Genomic DNA, 15660 nt, shown 5'->3' with positions numbered 1-15660 from the left:
ACGTCGAGGAGAACTTCACCAAGGAGCAGATCCTCGAGGGCTACCTCAACCTCGTGTACTACGGCGACCAGGCCTACGGCGTCGAGGCCGCGGCCCAGAACTACTTCGGCGTCTCCGCCGCCAAGCTCAACCTCGGCCAGGCGGCCCTGCTCGCCGGCATCGTCCAGCAGCCCACGGCGTTCAACCCGGTGCTGCACCCCAAGGCCGCTCAGTCCCGCCGGAACCAGGTCCTCGACCGCATGCAGGCACTCGGGCTGGCGTCGGCCAAGGACGTCGCCGCTGCGAAGAAGCAGGAGGTCGCAAAGGTCGTCAAGCGCAAGCCGGCCAAGGGTGTCTGCTTCCGGTCCCCCGAGCCGTACTTCTGCGCCTACGTCATGGAGTGGTTGCAGAAGTCGCCCCAGATGGCCGTGCTGGGCAAGACCCCCGCCGAGCGCCTGAAGACCATCAACCAGGGCGGGCTGGTCATTCGCACCACCCTGAACCCGGCGATGCAGGCGAGCGCCAAGAAGGAACTCGCCAAGGCAGTCAAGCCGAACAACAAGCAGAACCTCGCCGGCGCCGTGACCATGATCGAGCCGGGCACGGGCAAGGTGCTCGCGATGGTTCAGGCCACGGACTTCGCGAAGTACCAGACCAACATCAACGTCGACCAGGAGTACGGCGGCGGCCCCAATGGCTACCAGATCGGCTCCACGGCCAAGACCTTCGCACTCGTGGAAGCTCTCGAGCGGGGGATGCCGCTCAACGCGACCATCAATGTCCCCGCGTCCAGCCCGACCAAGCCCGCGGTGTTCGAGCCGAAGAACATGGTTGACGAGTGCTCGACCAACGAGCCGTGGCCGGTCAAGAACGACTTCTCGATGAGCGCAGGGCCAATGACGCTGCGGGAGGGGACGGTCAAGTCGGTCAACCCGTTCTTCGCGGCTCTCAACGTGCGCCTCGGCGCCTGCTCGGTGCGCGACACGATGGTGAAGATGGGCCTGCACCGCGCTGACGGCAAGCCCATCTCGGACACCATCTCGGGCATCGCCCTCGGCGCCGGTGAGTCGACCCCGATGAGTGTGGCCAGTGCCTACGCGACCCTGGCCGCGAACGGCAAGTACTGCGAGCCCCAGCCCGTCACCGCCATCAGCACCCCCGATCGCAAGAGCCTGAAGATTCCCGCAGCCAAGTGCTCGCAGGTCATCTCCGCCGATGTCGCCGCTGGCGTGACTGACCTGCTGCAGAGCGTGGTCAAGGTCAACCTCGGGTCCATGTGGAGCAGCAGCGCCCGGCCGGCAGCCGGGAAGACCGGAACGACCGAGCGGTTCAACCAGGTCTGGTTCGCCGGGTACACCCCGCAGATCTCGACGGTGGTGTTGGTCGGCAACCTCAAACCAGCGAACAAGAACGGCAAGCTCTACACCCTGCGCGGCAAGTGCTTCGGCGACTACGGGTGCCCCAGCCGGGTGTACGGCTCAACCGTGTCCGCACCCATCTGGTCCAAGATCATGAAGACCGCCCACAAGGGCATGCCGGTCAAGGACTTCAAGAGCCCGTCGGCGGACATCCGCAGGGGCAACTACGTGCGCCTGCCGAACGTCATCGGCCGCGGCCCCGACAGCGCGCTCGCACTTCTGAAGGAGGCCGGCTTCAGCGGCTTCGTCGCTGGCCGCACCAACAGCAGCCTGCCCGCCGGGACTGTCGCCTTCACCGACCCCTCGGGCTCGGCCCTGCCGGGTGGGCGGGTCGGCCTGTGGCTGTCCAACGGCTACACACCGCCACCGACCGCCCCCAAGAAGGCGGCTGCCCCGGAGAAACCCCAGCAGACTCCGGAGCCGGCCAAGAAGCCCGGCAAGCCAGCGCCGAAACCGACGAAGAGCTAGCGGATGAGATGGGGCCCGAGCCGCCTACTGGCGGCTCGGGCCCCATCTCATGTCCCGGCCCTGTCGGCCTATGCCCCGGACAGCACCTGCTTCACCACGGCAGCCACCCGGCCGCCGTCTGCCCGGCCAGCGACCTCGCCCTGGGCTGCCTTCATCACCATGCCGAGCTGCGGCATCCCGGTGGCGCCGGTGGCGGCGACCGCCCGGTCGACGATCTCGCGAAGGGCCTCGTCGTCGAGCTGGGCGGGCAGGTAGCCCTCGAGCACGAGCAGCTCGGCCTCCTCGGTGGCTGCGAGCTCAGGTCGGCCGGCGCCGGTGAAGGCGGCGGCGGCCTCCTTGCGCTTCTTGGCCTCCTTGGCGACCACCTTGAGGACCTCGTCGTCGCTGAGCTCGCGCGCCTCGTCACCAGCCACCTCGGCGTTGGTGATGGCGGTCAACGTCATCCGCAGCGTGCCCGAGCGCACGGTGTCGCGTGCGCGCATGGCGTCGTGCAGGTCGTGCTGGAGGCGAGCCTTGAGCGTGTCGTCGGTCATGGCCCCAGTCTCCCACCGGCGATTGGGTGGGGCGCCACCGGTTTGCGAGGATGGAGAGATGGACGACCTGGCTCGCACCGCGCTGCGCACCGCTGGTGGCCTCGCCGGCGCCGGTCTCGTCGGGATCGCGTACGCCGCGTTCGTGGAACGCACCTGGTTCACCCTGCGCCGCTTCGCCGTTCCCGCACTGCCACCCGGGGCGGCTCCGGTGCGCATCCTCCAGGTCTCCGACCTGCACCTGACGCCCGGCCAGACCAAGAAGATCGACTGGGTTCGCTCCCTGGCCGAGCTCGATCCCGACTTCGTCGTGAACTCGGGAGACAACCTCGCCCACCTGGATGCCGTGCCACCGCTCCTGCGAGCGATGGAGCCGCTTCTCGAGCGGCCGGGTGCGTTCGTCCTGGGCTCGAACGACTACTTCGCCCCGACGCCGAAGAACCCGGCCCGCTACCTCACCAGCCGCCACGCCGACGCCCCGGCCCGACGCTCGACGCTGCCCGTCAAGGCGCTGCGCGACGGCTTGGGCAGCAAGGGCTGGGCAGACCTGAACAACGCTCGCAGGATCGTGCGGATGGGGGACCACGATGTCGAGCTCGTGGGGGTGAACGACCCACACATCGGCTACGACCGGTACGCGAAGGTGGCCGGTTCGGCATCCACCGACGTGGCCCTGACGATGGGCCTGGTGCACGCTCCCTACCAGCGGGTGCTCGACGCCATGGTCGGCGACGGGGCATCCGTCGTGCTCGCTGGCCACACCCACGGTGGGCAGCTGGCCGTTCCGCTCTGGGGTGCCCTGGTGACGAACTGTGACCTCGACACCAGGCGCGCCAAGGGCGTCTCGAGGTGGTGGCCGGGCGCCGGCACCGCCGGTGCTCGAGGGGGCGCGGCACCCTCCTCGGATGCTCCCGAGGATGCCGCGTGGCTGCACGTCTCAGCGGGGCTGGGAACCTCCCCCTACGCTCCCGTGCGCTTCGCCTGCCGGCCCGAGGCAACCCTGCTGACCCTGCTGGCCCGCGACAGCTGAGGCCGATTTCTGTACGCCGCACCGGGTCGGCTATCCTCGGGTGTCGCCGCACCCCCGGGTACGGCTAACAGCCACGGGGTGTGGCGCAGCTTGGTAGCGCGCGTCGTTCGGGACGACGAGGCCGCAGGTTCAAATCCTGTCACCCCGACCAGATGATGGCGGTTGCTCGACAGTGTCGGGTGGCCGCCATCACGCGTCTCGGGCCCGGCCCCCGGAACGCCTTCCACGAGCTCCTTCAGGCAGGCTTTCGGACGCACCCGCCCCACCGCGGGTAGGTCACGAACGCGATCGTCAGATGCCGCTCAGACCCTTGCTCAGCAGGAGCGCACCGATGACGAGGACGACGACGGCCATGATCGTCGCGTTGTGCGTCGTGAGCCAGGCCTCGGCCCGCCGCAACGGGGCCTGCGCGCGGTCCCCGAGCACGAGGTGCACGCCGATCGGCAGGGCCACCGACAGCGACCCGACGAGCGCGAAGGCGATGACGGTCGCCACTGTTGCCGCGGTGCCCTGCTCCTCGGCAGCGATGGTCAGACCGGCCGCTGCGCTGAGCAGCAGGATCTTGGGATTGGCCCCCGAGAGCAGCGCACCGAGCCGTAGCGCTGACGGCGGGGTGGACTCACCGAGCGCCCGCATCCACCCCGGTGACTCTGCGTTCGCGTGGCGGGTCAGGAAGGCGCGCACGCCGACGACGACGAGCACCCCGCCGAGCAGCACGCGCGCCCACGACACCCAGGTGGGCGTCTCCTCGAACCCGTCGATGACGGTCGCCAGGCCCACGAAGAGCGCGGTGCCAGCGGCAACCCCTGCCGCCCAGCCGCCGAGGAACGACACGGCGTTGGCGGTCGCCCGCGGGGTCAGCAGGAGCAGGATCACCGGGATGACGGGGAAGGGCGAGGCGAGGATGCCGATCACCAGCGGAACGAGGTCGGACACCATCAGCGTCGGCTTCGTACGACCGGCACGAGCGCCGCGGACCCGAAGAGATCCAGGCCGAGGGTTCGCGAGAGCCGCTCGGCGGCGAGGATGCCCCGAACACTGTTGCCAGCGGCATCCAGTGGTGGGGAGAACGTCCCGAGGCCACCCTTGCCGGGCGCGGCCGTGACGATCCCGCCGCCGATGCCGCTCTTGCCGGGTAGCCCGACCCGCACGAGCCACTCACCTGAGGTCTCGTACATCCCGGCGGTCGTCATCACCGCCAGCGTGCGCGCTGCGACCTGAGGGCTCACCACGGCGACGCCCGTGACGGGGTTGACTCCCCCGTCGGCGAGCGTGGCCCCCATGACAGCGAGGTCTCGGGCGGTGACGGCCAGCGAACTCTGCCTGGTGTACAGGTCGACGGCGCCATCCGGGTCGTCGAGGCGGCCGAGAGAGTGCAGCAACTGCCCCAGGGCCCGGTTGCGCTGGTTGGTCGCGCGGGCGCTGTCGTGGATGCCGTCGTCGAGCGACAGGTCGCGGCCCGCGAAGGCGGAGAGTCCGGCGCGCAGCTCGTCCCACGCGGCATCGACCGTGAAGTCGCGGTTTCGCCCCAGGAACAGGCCGGTGCAGGCGATGGCACCCGAGTTGACCATCGGGTTGGTGCGCCCGTCGGGACTGTGCTCGACGGCGGCCAGCGAGTTGAACGGTCGCCCGGTGGCGTCGACGCCGATGTGGTCGACGACCCCATCGACCCCGAGGCGAGCACAGGCGAGGGCGAAGACGAACGGCTTGGCCACGCTCATGAGCGCGAACGGGACGTCGACGTCGCCGGCGACGAACTCGTGCCCGTCGACGCCGATGACCGCGATGCCGAACAACGACGGATCCGCCTGTGCCAGCGCGGGATACACCGTGCTGACACGACCCGCGTCGACAGTTGCCACCTCGGCGTGACAGGCCGCCACCGCCTCACGGACCCACTCGTCACGGGGGAGGTGCCCGGTCGAGACGTAGGTCGCACCCAGATCAGCGGTGGCGCCGCGCCCCGGCAGGGACGAGCCGGGATCGGTCATGTCGCGATGGTATGCCGCCCGGCGCCTCAGATGGCGTCGTCGCGAAGGATCGTGCCGTCGGGGTCGAACGCGTCGTAGAGCCGGGGCGCCCACAGCATCTGGGCCCTGCTCAGCTCCGGCGGGGAGAGCCGGCGCAGACGGCCGGGTGGACGTTCGACGCCGTCAGCGCCGGACCACGCCCCCGAACGCCGACGCCACCGCACCGATGTGCCCTTCATCGGCCCCTTGGGCCGGGGCAGGTGCCGACGCCCACGGGGGCCCGCGCCGGATGCGTACCACTCGTCAAGGGCATCGGCCCGCTGCGCCATGAGGTCCCACAGCTCGTCGGCGTCATCGGGCACGTCCTGCGGGTCAAGGCCGGTGTGCTCAGCGACGAGCTCGCGCCGCAGCCGCCGGGCGAAGCTGTCGCGCGGTGCCGGCTCGTCGAGCCCCCGCACCCGCGTGTCCTGCACGGTGCACGCGATCTCGGAGTCGCTCGACCACGACCTGCGGTTGAAGTTGTCGGAGCCGACGCTGGACCACACGTCGTCGATGACACACACCTTGGCGTGCACGTAGATCGGGTAGCCGGCGTCGCTCGTCAGCCCGTACACCGCGACGCGGTCACCCCCGGCCTCCAGCAGGAGGTCCATGGCGAGCTTGCGCCCGTACAGCTGTGGCGGCAGCGACACGGCACCGTCGACGTCCGGCACCATGGGGATCACCGCGATCAGCCGCAACTGCGGGTTGGCGCGCAGGGCCTCACCGAAGTGCCGGCCGACCTCCTCCGACCACAGGTACTGGTCCTCCAGGTAGATCAGGTGCCGTGCGTGCGCCACCGCCTTGGTGTTCGCATGGGCGATGCTGCGCTCGCCGCGGGGGGCGAAGTCGTAGCCCTTGGGCAGGATCGACGGGTAGGTGCGCACGATCTGAACGGCTTCGGATGCCGTCGCGCCCGCCTCGGATGCCGTCGCCCCCCCACCGGATGTCATCTCGCCCACCTTGGGTGGTGGCGGGCTCTGCGGGGACAGGGGTTGGGGCTGGAGGTCCTCACCCTGCAGCAGGCTCGAGGCGAGCCGCCCGGGGTTGAGCGTCAGCGGGGTCGAGTCCTCCCAGCGCTCACGGAACGTGGTCTCGACGTCGGCGACGGCCGGGCCCTGGATGGCCACCTGCACGTCGTGCCACGGCGGACGCGCACCGAACACCTGAGGCATGGCGATCCGCTGGGGGTCACCCTCGTGGGCGATGGAGTCACGCCGACCGTGGCAGAGGTCGATCCCGCCGAGGTAGGCGATGTCGCGGCCGGGGTCGTCGCGGTGTCGCAGCAGGACGAACTTCTGGTGGTGCGAGCCTCCGGTGCGCACGCGCATGTCGCGCAGGCACTGCCCGCCGGCCTCGTCGATCTCGATGCCGAGCAGCCGTGACTTCTGCGAGTGGAAGCCGAACCGGTGCCAGTGCGAGCGCCACAGCAACCCTCTCACCTCGGCCCCGCGCCGGGCGGCCGCGGAGAACGTCGCGGAGACGCTGGACCCGGGGTCGTCGGTGAGCAGCTGGTCGGGGTCGCCGCGCCAGTCCACGAAGTAGAGCAGGTCGCCGTCGCCGAGCGCTTCGATGCGTTCGTGCAGCTCCGCCAGGTAGGGGGCCCCGTGCACGATCGCCCGCACGTGGTTGCCCTCGGTCCAGGCCACGCCCGGTGGCTTGCCCTCGTCGATGCGGGTGTCGGGATTCTCCCGCTCGTCGGGGGTGAGGAAGAGGTCGGGGATCACGGCCTCATCCTGCCCCGCCAACCCTCGCTCAGATGGCGAAGTAGGCGATGACGATGGCGAAGATCAACGGCACGCCGAACACGACGTCCAACACGTGGAAGGGCACCCAGAACAGGTGGGTGACCTTCCACCCGTAGTCGGCCTCCGGCCACTCGGGCGGCACCCAGGACCGGGCGCGCCAGAGCCGCTGACCGACCAGGAGCACGGCGTAGATGACGACCGCGACCCACCAGGCGTCAACCCCGACGTACTGGCTCACGACCAGCCGCCTCGTCAGGCCTGACCGAGCGATTCCTTCAGCTCACGGAACCACGGCACGGTGACGTCGAACTTCTTGTGGCCCTGGATCCGGGGGAACTCGATCGCCCGCAGCGTGTCGCCCTGCTCCTCGTCGTGCCCGACGACACCCGACACCCCGGCCAGCGCCGAGTCGACCGCGAGCGAGGTGCACTGCGCGATGAGGGCGAGGTCTTCGTCGTTGGCCGCGGCCGAGCGGCTGAAGTAGCCGGACTTCTGGACCATGGTCTTCTCGGCCTGGAGCTTCGCGCCGAACTGCTTGGCGAACCAGGCACCGGGGTTGACCTTGTCGAGCTGCACGTGACCGAACGGGTCGACCGGCACCTCCTGGCCGGCGGCCTTGAGCTCCTCGACGACCTCGGCCACGCCGGCGCCCTCGGAGAGGAAGATGTTGACGCAGCCGATCTCGTCCATGATCGCCTTGAGGCGCTCGGCCTCGGCCGCGATGTCGATGTGCTCCTCGGGCACGAACACGGCGTGCACGTCCCAGCAGCGCGGGTCGTTGCCGAAGCCCTCGACGAACTGCTGCTCGGCGACCCATGCGTGGTAGCGGCGAGCGGTCTCGGCCGTGAGCCAGCCACAGTTGCGGCCCATGACCTCGTGGACGATGAGCATGCGGGGGTTCGAGGAGTGCTCGGCGATGATGTTCTGCGCGTAGATCGAGCCCTGCTCGGCGGCCGTCCACGCCCCCAGCGACTGGCGGATCGGCACGACGTCGTTGTCGATCGTCTTGGGCAACCCGACGACGGTCAGCTCGTAGTCGTTCTCATGCAGGTAGGCCGCGAGGTCGGCCGCCGTGGTGTTCGTGTCGTCGCCACCGATGGTGTGCAGCACGTCGACACCGTCCTTGGTGAGCTGCTCGGCCGCCACGTGCAGCGGGTCCTGGCCCTCCTGCACCAGACCGCGCTTGACGCAGTCGGCGACGTTGGTCAGCTTGACGCGGGAGTTGCCGATCGGCGAACCCCCGCGCAGGTGGAGCAGGTGCGCGTTCTCGCGGACCTCCGGCGTCACCTCGACCCACTCACCGCGCAGCAACCCGGCATACCCGCCGAGGTAGGCGATGATCCGCACGTCGGGAGCGACCTCGCTGTAGCGCTCGATGAGTCCGCCGACGGCGGAGGACAGGCACGGTGCAAGCCCTCCGGCGGTGAGCATGGCGACGGTGCGAACGGTCATGGGGTGCTCCTGATGTCCGGTGCTGGTGGTCTGGGGTGCTCGATGGTGCGCGACGACGACGCCGGCACCACGGCATCCATTGTGGTGGTTTCGACGAGGTCGCGTGCGACGAGCTCAGCGGTCTGGACCATGTTCAGGGCCGCCCCCTTGCGCAGGTTGTCGCCGCTGATGAACAGGTCGAGGGTCATCGGCGCATCCGGTGCCTGGCGGATGCGCCCGGCGAAGCGCGGGTCGGCCCCGACGACGTCGTTCGGTGTGGGGAACTCGGGCTCGTCGGGGTCATCGAGGACGACGATGGTCGGGGCCTCGACGAGGGCTTGCCGAGCTTCGTTGACCCGGACCTTGCGCGCGAACGTGGCGTGGACGATGACGGAGTGCGACGACACCACCGGCACCCGGATGCACGTGGTCGTGATGGGCAGGTCGGGGATGCCGAGGATCTTGCGGGTCTCGTCGCGCACCTTGACCTCCTCGCTCGTCCAGCCGTCGCCGACGTGGTGACCGACGAAGGGGATGACGTTGAGCACGAGCGGCGCGGGAAAGACCGACTCGCCCAGCTCGTGCTCGACGAGGCGGCGCACGTCGCCGGGGCGCGTCCCGAGCTCACGCTGGCCGTGGACGACGTCGAGCTCGTCGTGCAGCCGGCTGATCCCTGCCCGTCCCAGACCGGACGCTGCCTGGAGGGTCGTGATGACCAGTTCGGTGAGCTCCCAGGCGGCGTGGAGCACGGCGAGGGCGTCGATCATCGTCATGACCGTCGCGCCCGGGTTGGCGATGATGCCGCGGGGCCGGTCGGCGACCCGTTGCGGGTTGACCTCGGGGACGACGAGCGGCACGTCGTGCTCGGTGCGGAAGACGGTGCTGTTGTCGATGGCCACGACCCCGCGGGCCGCGGCGAGCTCGACCCACTCGCGGGCGATCCCCGGCGGGATGTCGAAGATCGCGACGTCGACGCCGTCGAAGAACTGCGGGGTCAGCGCCTCGACGACGGCATCCTTGCCGGCCACCCGGAGCACCGTGCCGACGTCCTCGGCACCTGCGGCGAGGCGCACCTGCGCCCAGTGGGAGTGCCTCGTGGGCAGCACGTCGAGGACGACACGGCCGACCGCACCCGTGGCACCGACCACCGCAAGGGTCGGCTGCCAACCCTGGGGCCGCGCCTGGTTGGTGCCCACGTCAGCGGCCGGTGCCCCCGTAGACGACGGCCTCGCCCTCGCTGGAGTCCAGCCCGAAGGCCGTGTGCACAGCGCGAACGGCGTCGTCGAGGAGGTCACCGCGGGTGATGACCGAGATGCGGATCTCTGAGGTGGAGATCATCTCGATGTTGACCCCGGCCTCGGCGAGGGCCTTGAAGAACGTTGCGGACACCCCGGGGTTCGATCGCATGCCGGCACCGACGAGCGAGAGCTTGCCGATCTGGTCGTCGAACTGCACGCCGCTGAACCCGACGTCGGCCTGCACCCGCTGCAGGGCCTCGACCGCGGCGGTGCCGTCGGTCTTGGGCAGCGTGAAGGAGATGTCGGTGAGGCCGGTGGCGGTGGCGGAGACGTTCTGGACGATCATGTCGATGTTGATCTGGGCCAGCGTCACCGCCTCGAAGATCTTGGCCGCCATGCCGGTGCGGTCGGGAACGCCGACGACGGTCACCTTCGCCTCGCTGCGGTCGTGGGCCACACCGGCGATGATCGGGGCTTCCACGGCGTCTCCTTCAGGTCCTTCGGGTGCGGGGTGGTCGGTCACGATCGTGCCCTCCTTGTGGGAGAACGACGACCGCACGTGGATGGGGATGTCGAAGCGGCGGGCGTACTCGACGCTGCGCAGGTGCAGCACCTTGGACCCCGAGGCTGCGAGCTCGAGCATCTCCTCGTTGGAGATGCGATCGAGCTTGCGGGCGCTGGGCACGATGCGCGGGTCAGCGGTGAAGACACCGTCGACGTCGGTGTAGATCTCGCACACGTCGGCGCGCAGCGCGGCGGCCAGCGCCACGGCGGTGGTGTCGGTGCCGCCCCGGCCCAGGGTGGTGATCTCCTTGGTGCCCTGGCTGACGCCCTGGAAGCCGGCGACGATGACGATGTGACCCTTGGCCAGGGCCTCGGTGATGCGCCCCGGGGTGACGTCGATGATCTTGGCCTTGCCGTGCACGCCGTCGGTGATGACGCCGGCCTGGCTGCCGGTGAAGGAACGGGCGCTGTAGCCCAGGTCGGAGATCGCCATCGCGACCAGGGCCATGGAGATCCGCTCACCTGCCGTCATCAGCATGTCGAGCTCGCGCGGCGGCGGGACGGGGCTGACCTCCTGCGCGAGGTCGAGCAGGTCGTCGGTGCTGTCGCCCATGGCCGAGACGGCCACGACGACGTCGTTGCCGGCCTTCCTCGTCTCGGCGATCCGCCTCGCGACCCGCTTGATGCTCTCGGCGTCGGCGAGCGACGATCCGCCGTACTTCTGGACGACGATGGGCAACGTGCTACTCCCGTGACGGTGGTTCGGTGGGCTCTGACACTCTAACCGGCCGTCCACGGAGCGGACATGATGCCCAGATGCCGGGCGAACAGCATCCGGGTGCCCCGAACCACCCCGTGGGGCGTCCCGCGGCGTAGCGTCGGCAGGGACCACTCGAGGAGGACCACATGTCGATCGTCATCATCGGAGCAGGCCTGGCGGGGGGCACCGCCGCGACCGAGCTGCGCGAGCAGGGGTACGAGGGCACCGTGGTCCTCGTCGGGGCCGAGACGCACCCGCCGTACGAGCGCCCGCCGCTGTCCAAGGGGTACCTGCTCGGCAACGACTCCCTCGAGGACGCGTTCGTGCACCCTCGCGACTGGTACGCCGAGCACGACGTCGACCTGCGGCTCGGGGTGGAGGCGACCGGGCTCGACACCGACGCGCACGTCGTGTCGACAACCGGCGGCGACCTGACCTACGAACGGCTGCTGCTGGCGACCGGCGCCGAGCCGCGCCGGCTCGCCGTCGCCGAGGACAGCGGCGTGCCCACCGCGTACCTGCGCACCATCGAGGACAGCGACCGGCTCCGGGACGCCTTCGCCGCCGGCGGGCGGATCGCGGTCGTGGGGGCCGGCTGGATCGGGCTCGAGGTGGCCGCGGCCGCGCGCGAGAAGGGCTGCGAGGTGACGGTGTTCGAGACCGCCGAGCTACCGCTGCTGCGCGTGCTCGGGCCGACCGTCGCCCAGGTCTTCGCCGACCTGCACCGCGAGCACGGCGTCGACCTGCGCCTGGGCACGTCGGTCGCGGCGGACGACCTGGCGGGCGCCGACCTCGTCGTCGCCGGCGTCGGCGTGAGCCCGCGCCTGGACCTGGCCCGCTCGGGTGGGCTGGCCGTGGACGACGGCGTGCTCGTGGATGCCGGGCTGCGCACCTCGGTCGCGTCGGTGTACGCGGTCGGAGACATCGCGAGCCACGCGCACCCCGTGCTCGGGCGCCGGATCCGCGTCGAGCACTGGGACACCGCGATCAACCAGGCCAAGGTCGCGGCGCACAACCTCGCCGGGGCGGACGAGACGTACGACGCGATGCCCTACTTCTTCACCGACCAGTACGACCTGGGCATGGAGTACGTCGGGCACGCGAGCGGCGACGACGAGGTCGTGGTGCACGGTGACCTGTCCGCGCGGCAGTTCCGGGCCTTCTGGACGCGCGAGGGCCGGGTCGTCGCGGCGATGCACGCCAACGACTGGGACGCGACCGACGACCTGCGCGCCGCGGTCGAGTCCGGCGAGCTCCCGGCATCCCCCTGACCCCGGCGACGGCCGGGCGGGGGTCAGGGGTGGAGGGCGTCGAACTGCGCCTCGGACACGGCATCCGGATCGGCGTCCAGGCGCACGTGCGCGAGCAGGGTCTGGACCACTCGTAGGGCGGCCGCGGCCCGCTCTCCCCAGTGCGAGAGGTAGCTGAACTGCCACCACCACAGGGCCTCGAGCGTGCGGCCCTCCTCGTAGTGGCTGAGGCCGTGGCTGAGCGCTGAGGCGATGTCGACGAGGTCGTTGCTGAGGTAACCGACGACGGGCTCGGGGTCGAGCACCGGGTCGACGACGTCGCCGTACTCGTCGAGGCCCTCGAACACGTTGGCCAGGCCGGCGCGCAACGGGTCGAACTCGGCATCCGGCCCGGCATCGGGTTCGAAGCGCTCGGCCGGGACGACGTCCTCCACGGCACCCAGCCTGGCCCCCATGACGAGCACCTGCGACAGCGCGAGCAGCGCCATCGGCAAGGTGGCGTCCGGGGAGTTTCCGGCAGCGATCTCGCGCACGGTCACGAGGTACATCTGCGCGTCGGCGGCGGACTCCGCAGCGATCTGGCCCCAGTCGTCGGAGGCGGAGGCGGAGGCGACCGAGAACTCAGACATCGATGAGCCTGCGTCCTTCGAAGGCACGCCCGAGGGTGACCTCGTCGGCATACTCGAGGTCACCGCCGACGGGCAGGCCGGAGGCCAGTCGCGTCACCCGCAACCCGAAGTCCTTGAGCATGCGCGACAGATAGCTGGCCGTCGCCTCACCCTCGAGGTTGGGGTCCGTCGCGATGATGACCTCGGTGACCGTGCCGTCGCCGAGCCGAGTCATCAGCTCACGAACCCGCAAGTCGCCCGGGCCGATGCCGTCGATGGGGCTGATCGCGCCACCGAGCACGTGGTAGCGGCCGCGGAACTCACGGGTGCGCTCGACCGCGACGACGTCCTTGGGCTCCTCGACCACGCAGATCGAGTGCACGTCACGGCGCGGATCCAGACAGATCCGGCACTGCTGCGCCTCGGCGATGTTGAAGCACGTCTGGCAGAAGCGCACCTTGGCCTTGACCTCGGTCAGGGCGTGGGCCAGCCGCTCGACGTCGGCCGCGTCGGACTGCAAGAGGTGGAACGCGATTCGCTGCGCGCTCTTGGGGCCGACACCCGGCAGCCTGCCGAGTTCGTCGATGAGGTCCTGGACCGCGCCTTCGTACACGTGATGAGCCTACGACCTCGCGGCAACCCTGTCTCCCGACGCCGCGCAGCAGGTCCGGGTGATTCGGTCAGGCGCCGACGAGGGTGTAGTCGCCTGCCTCGGCCAAAGCCGCCACGACCTCATCGGTGGTCAGTGGGCGCTGGGCCGCGACCCGCACGACGGACTCCCCGCCGCTCACGACCTCGATCTCGACGCCGTCGACGCCGTCGAGGGCGCTCAGCTCGTCGGTGACCGCGTGGGCGCAGTGGCCACAGGTCAGGCCCGTGGCCCGGAACGTCTGCGTGCTGGGGGCGGTGTTGCTGGTGTCATCGGTGGTCACGGTGTCTCCTTCTCAGATGGGGTGTGGTTCAGATGCCGACCGCGGCACCGGTAGAGCCCGGCGGCAACTCGTTGTAGGCGTCGACCCGCTCCTGGCCGGACAGCGCTGCGATGGCGTCCATGACCTCGTCGGTGAGCATCCGACGGGCCTTGCCCGACGGCATTCCCGCATAGGCCTGCGGGCTGATCGGGCGCCCGAACGACACGTGCACCTTGGCCAACCGGGGGAAGTGCCCGCCGATCGGTTGCACCTTGTCGGTACCGATGAGGCCGACCGGCACGATGGGCACCCCCGCGGTCAGTGCCAGCCACGCGACCCCTGTGCGCCCCTTGTAGAGCCGGCCGTCGCGCGAGCGGGTGCCTTCGGGGTAGATGCCGAACGCGCGGCCTTCGCGCAGCACGACCAGCGCTGCGTCGAGGGACTCCTGGGCGGCGCGCGAGGAGTGCCGGTTGACGGGAATCGCGTTGGTGCCCTCGAAGAACGCCCGCCTGATCGACCCGCTGACCCCGGTGCCGGTGAAGTAGTCGGACTTCGCGAGGAAGCTCACCGGCCGCGGCGCCGCGATCGGGATGGCGAAGGAGTCGATGAAGGACAGGTGGTTGCTCGCGAGCAACACCCCTCCATGGGGCGGGACGTTCTCGGTGCCGGTGATGATCGGGCGCCAGAGCAGCTTGCTGAGCGGCGCGACGACGCCGTGGCTGATGGCGTACGAGCGCGAGCTCATCGGGGCTCCTCGGAGATGACCGTGCCACCGAGGATGCGCTCGACGACGGGCACCCCGACGTCCGCGAGGTCGTCGATCGACTCGTCGTCGTCGCTGATCGCGGTGTCGTCGACGACGTGCTCGACGGCGGGTTGCTCCACCTCTTCGGCGACCACTGCCTTGGCCCGCTCGAACGGGCTGGCCCACGACGGCGCCGACTCCACCGGAGGCGGCGCGTCCGACCAGCTGGCCGGCTCTCGGGTGGGCGGCACGGGTGCGCGGGGGGTGCTGGCTGGCGCTGGCGCGCTGGGCGGCGGGCCGGATGCCGGGGAGCGGGGCGCGTCGTCGGCCGGCGCTGCTGGTGTGGGCACCGGCGCAGGTGGGGACTCCGGCTGGGGCGGGCCGCCGGCGCTGCCGTCAGCACGTGCCGGGGCAGGTTCCACCGGCTCGCCCTGGGACGGCTTGACCGCGTCGGAGGCCTGACCGTCGATCCGCGCATCGACGCCGAGGACGTCGATGAGGGCCTGACGCACGTAGTCGGCGTGGGCGCCACGTCGGAAGGTCTCGACGAGGCCGACCGTGGAGATGCCGAGCAGCACCCGTTGGCCGTCGTAGTCGAGGACCTGCGCGTTCTGCGCCACGAACGTCCAGGTCACCCGCTTGTGGCGGCTCAGCCACTCGAGGACGTCGGGCCAGGACCGCCGGATCGCGTCGGTGTCGATGCCGCCTGGGCCAGCCGGTCGCGCGGGGGCTGCCTGCTGCGCGGGGGCTGCCTGCTGCGCGGGAGTCGGGGTACTACCGCCCGCAGAACCGTGCGCTATTACCTCGACCCCGGCAGAGAGTGGGGCGGATGCCGGGGCAGGAGCGGGGGCTGGCGCAGGGGCTGGTGCGGCCGCGGGTGCGGGTGCGGGTGCGGGTGCGGGTGCGGGTGCAGCCTGAGGTGCTGGCGCAGTCGTAGCTGCCGGAACAGGGGCAGGCGCAGGCGCGGAGTACGGGGCCGCTCCCGTCGGCACACCACCCACGTCAAGGCGACGCTCGAGCCGGTCGAGGCG

The 15660-nt window shown here is 70.5% G+C and carries 16 protein-coding genes and 1 tRNA gene; 4 read left to right on the top strand and 13 right to left on the bottom strand.

Annotation, left to right across the window (positions count from 1 at the left end):
• A partial coding sequence (locus tag PLL68_RS01690) for a transglycosylase domain-containing protein (protein WP_324531046.1) occupies positions 1–1865 on the top strand: 1865 nt, incomplete at its 5' end.
• A gap of 68 nt (positions 1866–1933) precedes the next feature.
• Here the strand turns inward: PLL68_RS01690 and PLL68_RS01685 are convergent.
• The gene (locus PLL68_RS01685; RefSeq protein ID WP_324531044.1) at positions 1934–2398 is read right to left on the bottom strand and encodes a GatB/YqeY domain-containing protein; all 465 of its coding nucleotides are present in this window, start codon (positions 2396–2398) and stop codon (positions 1934–1936) included.
• 58 nt (positions 2399–2456) lie between these two features.
• Here PLL68_RS01685 and PLL68_RS01680 point away from each other — a divergent pair, with 58 nt between their 5' ends.
• Together PLL68_RS01680 and PLL68_RS01675 are read left to right on the top strand one after the other, a co-directional pair.
• Positions 2457–3425, top strand: a complete 969-nt coding sequence (locus PLL68_RS01680) for a metallophosphoesterase (RefSeq protein WP_324531042.1) — start codon at positions 2457–2459, stop codon at positions 3423–3425.
• 74 nt (positions 3426–3499) lie between these two features.
• Positions 3500–3576, top strand: a tRNA-Pro gene (locus PLL68_RS01675).
• A gap of 140 nt (positions 3577–3716) precedes the next feature.
• Here PLL68_RS01675 and PLL68_RS01670 read toward each other — a convergent pair.
• The 7 genes from PLL68_RS01670 to PLL68_RS01640 are packed head-to-tail and all read right to left on the bottom strand — an operon-like array spanning position 3717 to position 11094.
• Positions 3717–4364 carry a GAP family protein gene (locus PLL68_RS01670; protein ID WP_324531040.1) on the bottom strand — a complete coding sequence of 216 codons (648 nt, stop codon included), beginning with the start codon at positions 4362–4364 and terminating at the stop codon, positions 3717–3719.
• Positions 4364–5416: a glutaminase A gene (gene glsA / locus PLL68_RS01665; RefSeq protein WP_324531038.1), complete on the bottom strand. Its 1053-nt coding sequence runs from the start codon at positions 5414–5416 to the stop codon at positions 4364–4366. The genes PLL68_RS01670 and glsA overlap by 1 nt, the downstream gene beginning before the upstream one ends.
• 26 nt (positions 5417–5442) lie before the next feature.
• Positions 5443–7161 carry a phospholipase D family protein gene (locus tag PLL68_RS01660; protein ID WP_324531036.1) on the bottom strand — a complete coding sequence of 573 codons (1719 nt, stop codon included), beginning with the start codon at positions 7159–7161 and terminating at the stop codon, positions 5443–5445.
• 28 nt (positions 7162–7189) lie between these two features.
• The gene (locus PLL68_RS01655; RefSeq protein ID WP_324531034.1) at positions 7190–7420 is read right to left on the bottom strand and encodes a hypothetical protein; all 231 of its coding nucleotides are present in this window, start codon (positions 7418–7420) and stop codon (positions 7190–7192) included.
• Between the two features lie 14 nt (positions 7421–7434).
• Positions 7435–8634 carry a pyrophosphate--fructose-6-phosphate 1-phosphotransferase gene (locus PLL68_RS01650; RefSeq protein ID WP_324531032.1) on the bottom strand — a complete coding sequence of 400 codons (1200 nt, stop codon included), beginning with the start codon at positions 8632–8634 and terminating at the stop codon, positions 7435–7437.
• Positions 8631–9761: an aspartate-semialdehyde dehydrogenase gene (locus PLL68_RS01645; protein WP_324531030.1), complete on the bottom strand. Its 1131-nt coding sequence runs from the start codon at positions 9759–9761 to the stop codon at positions 8631–8633. The genes PLL68_RS01650 and PLL68_RS01645 overlap by 4 nt, the downstream gene beginning before the upstream one ends.
• A gap of 49 nt (positions 9762–9810) precedes the next feature.
• Positions 9811–11094, bottom strand: a complete 1284-nt coding sequence (locus PLL68_RS01640) for an aspartate kinase (protein WP_324531028.1) — start codon at positions 11092–11094, stop codon at positions 9811–9813.
• A gap of 167 nt (positions 11095–11261) precedes the next feature.
• Here PLL68_RS01640 and PLL68_RS01635 point away from each other — a divergent pair, with 167 nt between their 5' ends.
• Positions 11262–12386, top strand: a complete 1125-nt coding sequence (locus PLL68_RS01635; RefSeq protein WP_324531026.1) for an NAD(P)/FAD-dependent oxidoreductase — start codon at positions 11262–11264, stop codon at positions 12384–12386.
• A gap of 23 nt (positions 12387–12409) precedes the next feature.
• Here the strand turns inward: PLL68_RS01635 and PLL68_RS01630 are convergent, their stop codons facing one another.
• The 5 genes from PLL68_RS01630 to PLL68_RS01610 all read right to left on the bottom strand — a co-directional run bounded on the left by PLL68_RS01630 (position 12410) and on the right by PLL68_RS01610 (position 15264).
• Positions 12410–12994 carry a DUF5063 domain-containing protein gene (locus tag PLL68_RS01630; RefSeq protein WP_324531024.1) on the bottom strand — a complete coding sequence of 195 codons (585 nt, stop codon included), beginning with the start codon at positions 12992–12994 and terminating at the stop codon, positions 12410–12412.
• Entirely contained in the window at positions 12987–13586 is a 600-nt protein-coding gene (gene recR, locus PLL68_RS01625) for a recombination mediator RecR (protein WP_324531022.1), read from the bottom strand. Before recR ends, PLL68_RS01630 begins: the two co-directional genes overlap by 8 nt.
• Positions 13587–13653: 67 nt before the next feature.
• Entirely contained in the window at positions 13654–13905 is a 252-nt protein-coding gene (locus PLL68_RS01620) for a heavy-metal-associated domain-containing protein (RefSeq protein WP_324531020.1), read from the bottom strand.
• Between the two features lie 28 nt (positions 13906–13933).
• The gene (locus PLL68_RS01615) at positions 13934–14629 is read right to left on the bottom strand and encodes a lysophospholipid acyltransferase family protein (protein WP_324531018.1); all 696 of its coding nucleotides are present in this window, start codon (positions 14627–14629) and stop codon (positions 13934–13936) included.
• On the bottom strand, positions 14626–15264 hold the full coding sequence (locus PLL68_RS01610) for a hypothetical protein (RefSeq protein ID WP_324531016.1): 639 nt from the start codon (positions 15262–15264) through the stop codon (positions 14626–14628). Before PLL68_RS01610 ends, PLL68_RS01615 begins: the two co-directional genes overlap by 4 nt.
• Positions 15265–15660 lie beyond the last annotated feature (396 nt).

Source organism: Ornithinibacter sp., assembly GCF_035443565.1.
Classification (GTDB): Bacteria; Actinomycetota; Actinomycetes; order Actinomycetales; family Dermatophilaceae; genus Fodinibacter.
The sequence above is the reverse complement of the archived record's forward strand: the minus strand, read 5'-3'. Positions and strand labels throughout refer to the sequence as shown.

Bases quoted from the DNA above. Each gene is read 5' to 3' on its own strand.
- PLL68_RS01685 (WP_324531044.1), bottom strand. From the start codon at position 2,398: ATGACCGACGACACGCTCAAGGCTCGCCTCCAGCACGACCTGCACGAC.
- PLL68_RS01680 (WP_324531042.1), top strand. From the start codon at position 2,457: ATGGACGACCTGGCTCGCACCGCGCTGCGCACCGCTGGTGGCCTCGCC.
- PLL68_RS01670 (WP_324531040.1), bottom strand. From the start codon at position 4,364: ATGGTGTCCGACCTCGTTCCGCTGGTGATCGGCATCCTCGCCTCGCCC.
- glsA (WP_324531038.1), bottom strand. From the start codon at position 5,416: ATGACCGATCCCGGCTCGTCCCTGCCGGGGCGCGGCGCCACCGCTGAT.
- PLL68_RS01650 (WP_324531032.1), bottom strand. From the start codon at position 8,634: ATGACCGTTCGCACCGTCGCCATGCTCACCGCCGGAGGGCTTGCACCG.
- PLL68_RS01635 (WP_324531026.1), top strand. From the start codon at position 11,262: ATGTCGATCGTCATCATCGGAGCAGGCCTGGCGGGGGGCACCGCCGCG.
- PLL68_RS01630 (WP_324531024.1), bottom strand. From the start codon at position 12,994: ATGTCTGAGTTCTCGGTCGCCTCCGCCTCCGCCTCCGACGACTGGGGC.
- PLL68_RS01615 (WP_324531018.1), bottom strand. From the start codon at position 14,629: ATGAGCTCGCGCTCGTACGCCATCAGCCACGGCGTCGTCGCGCCGCTC.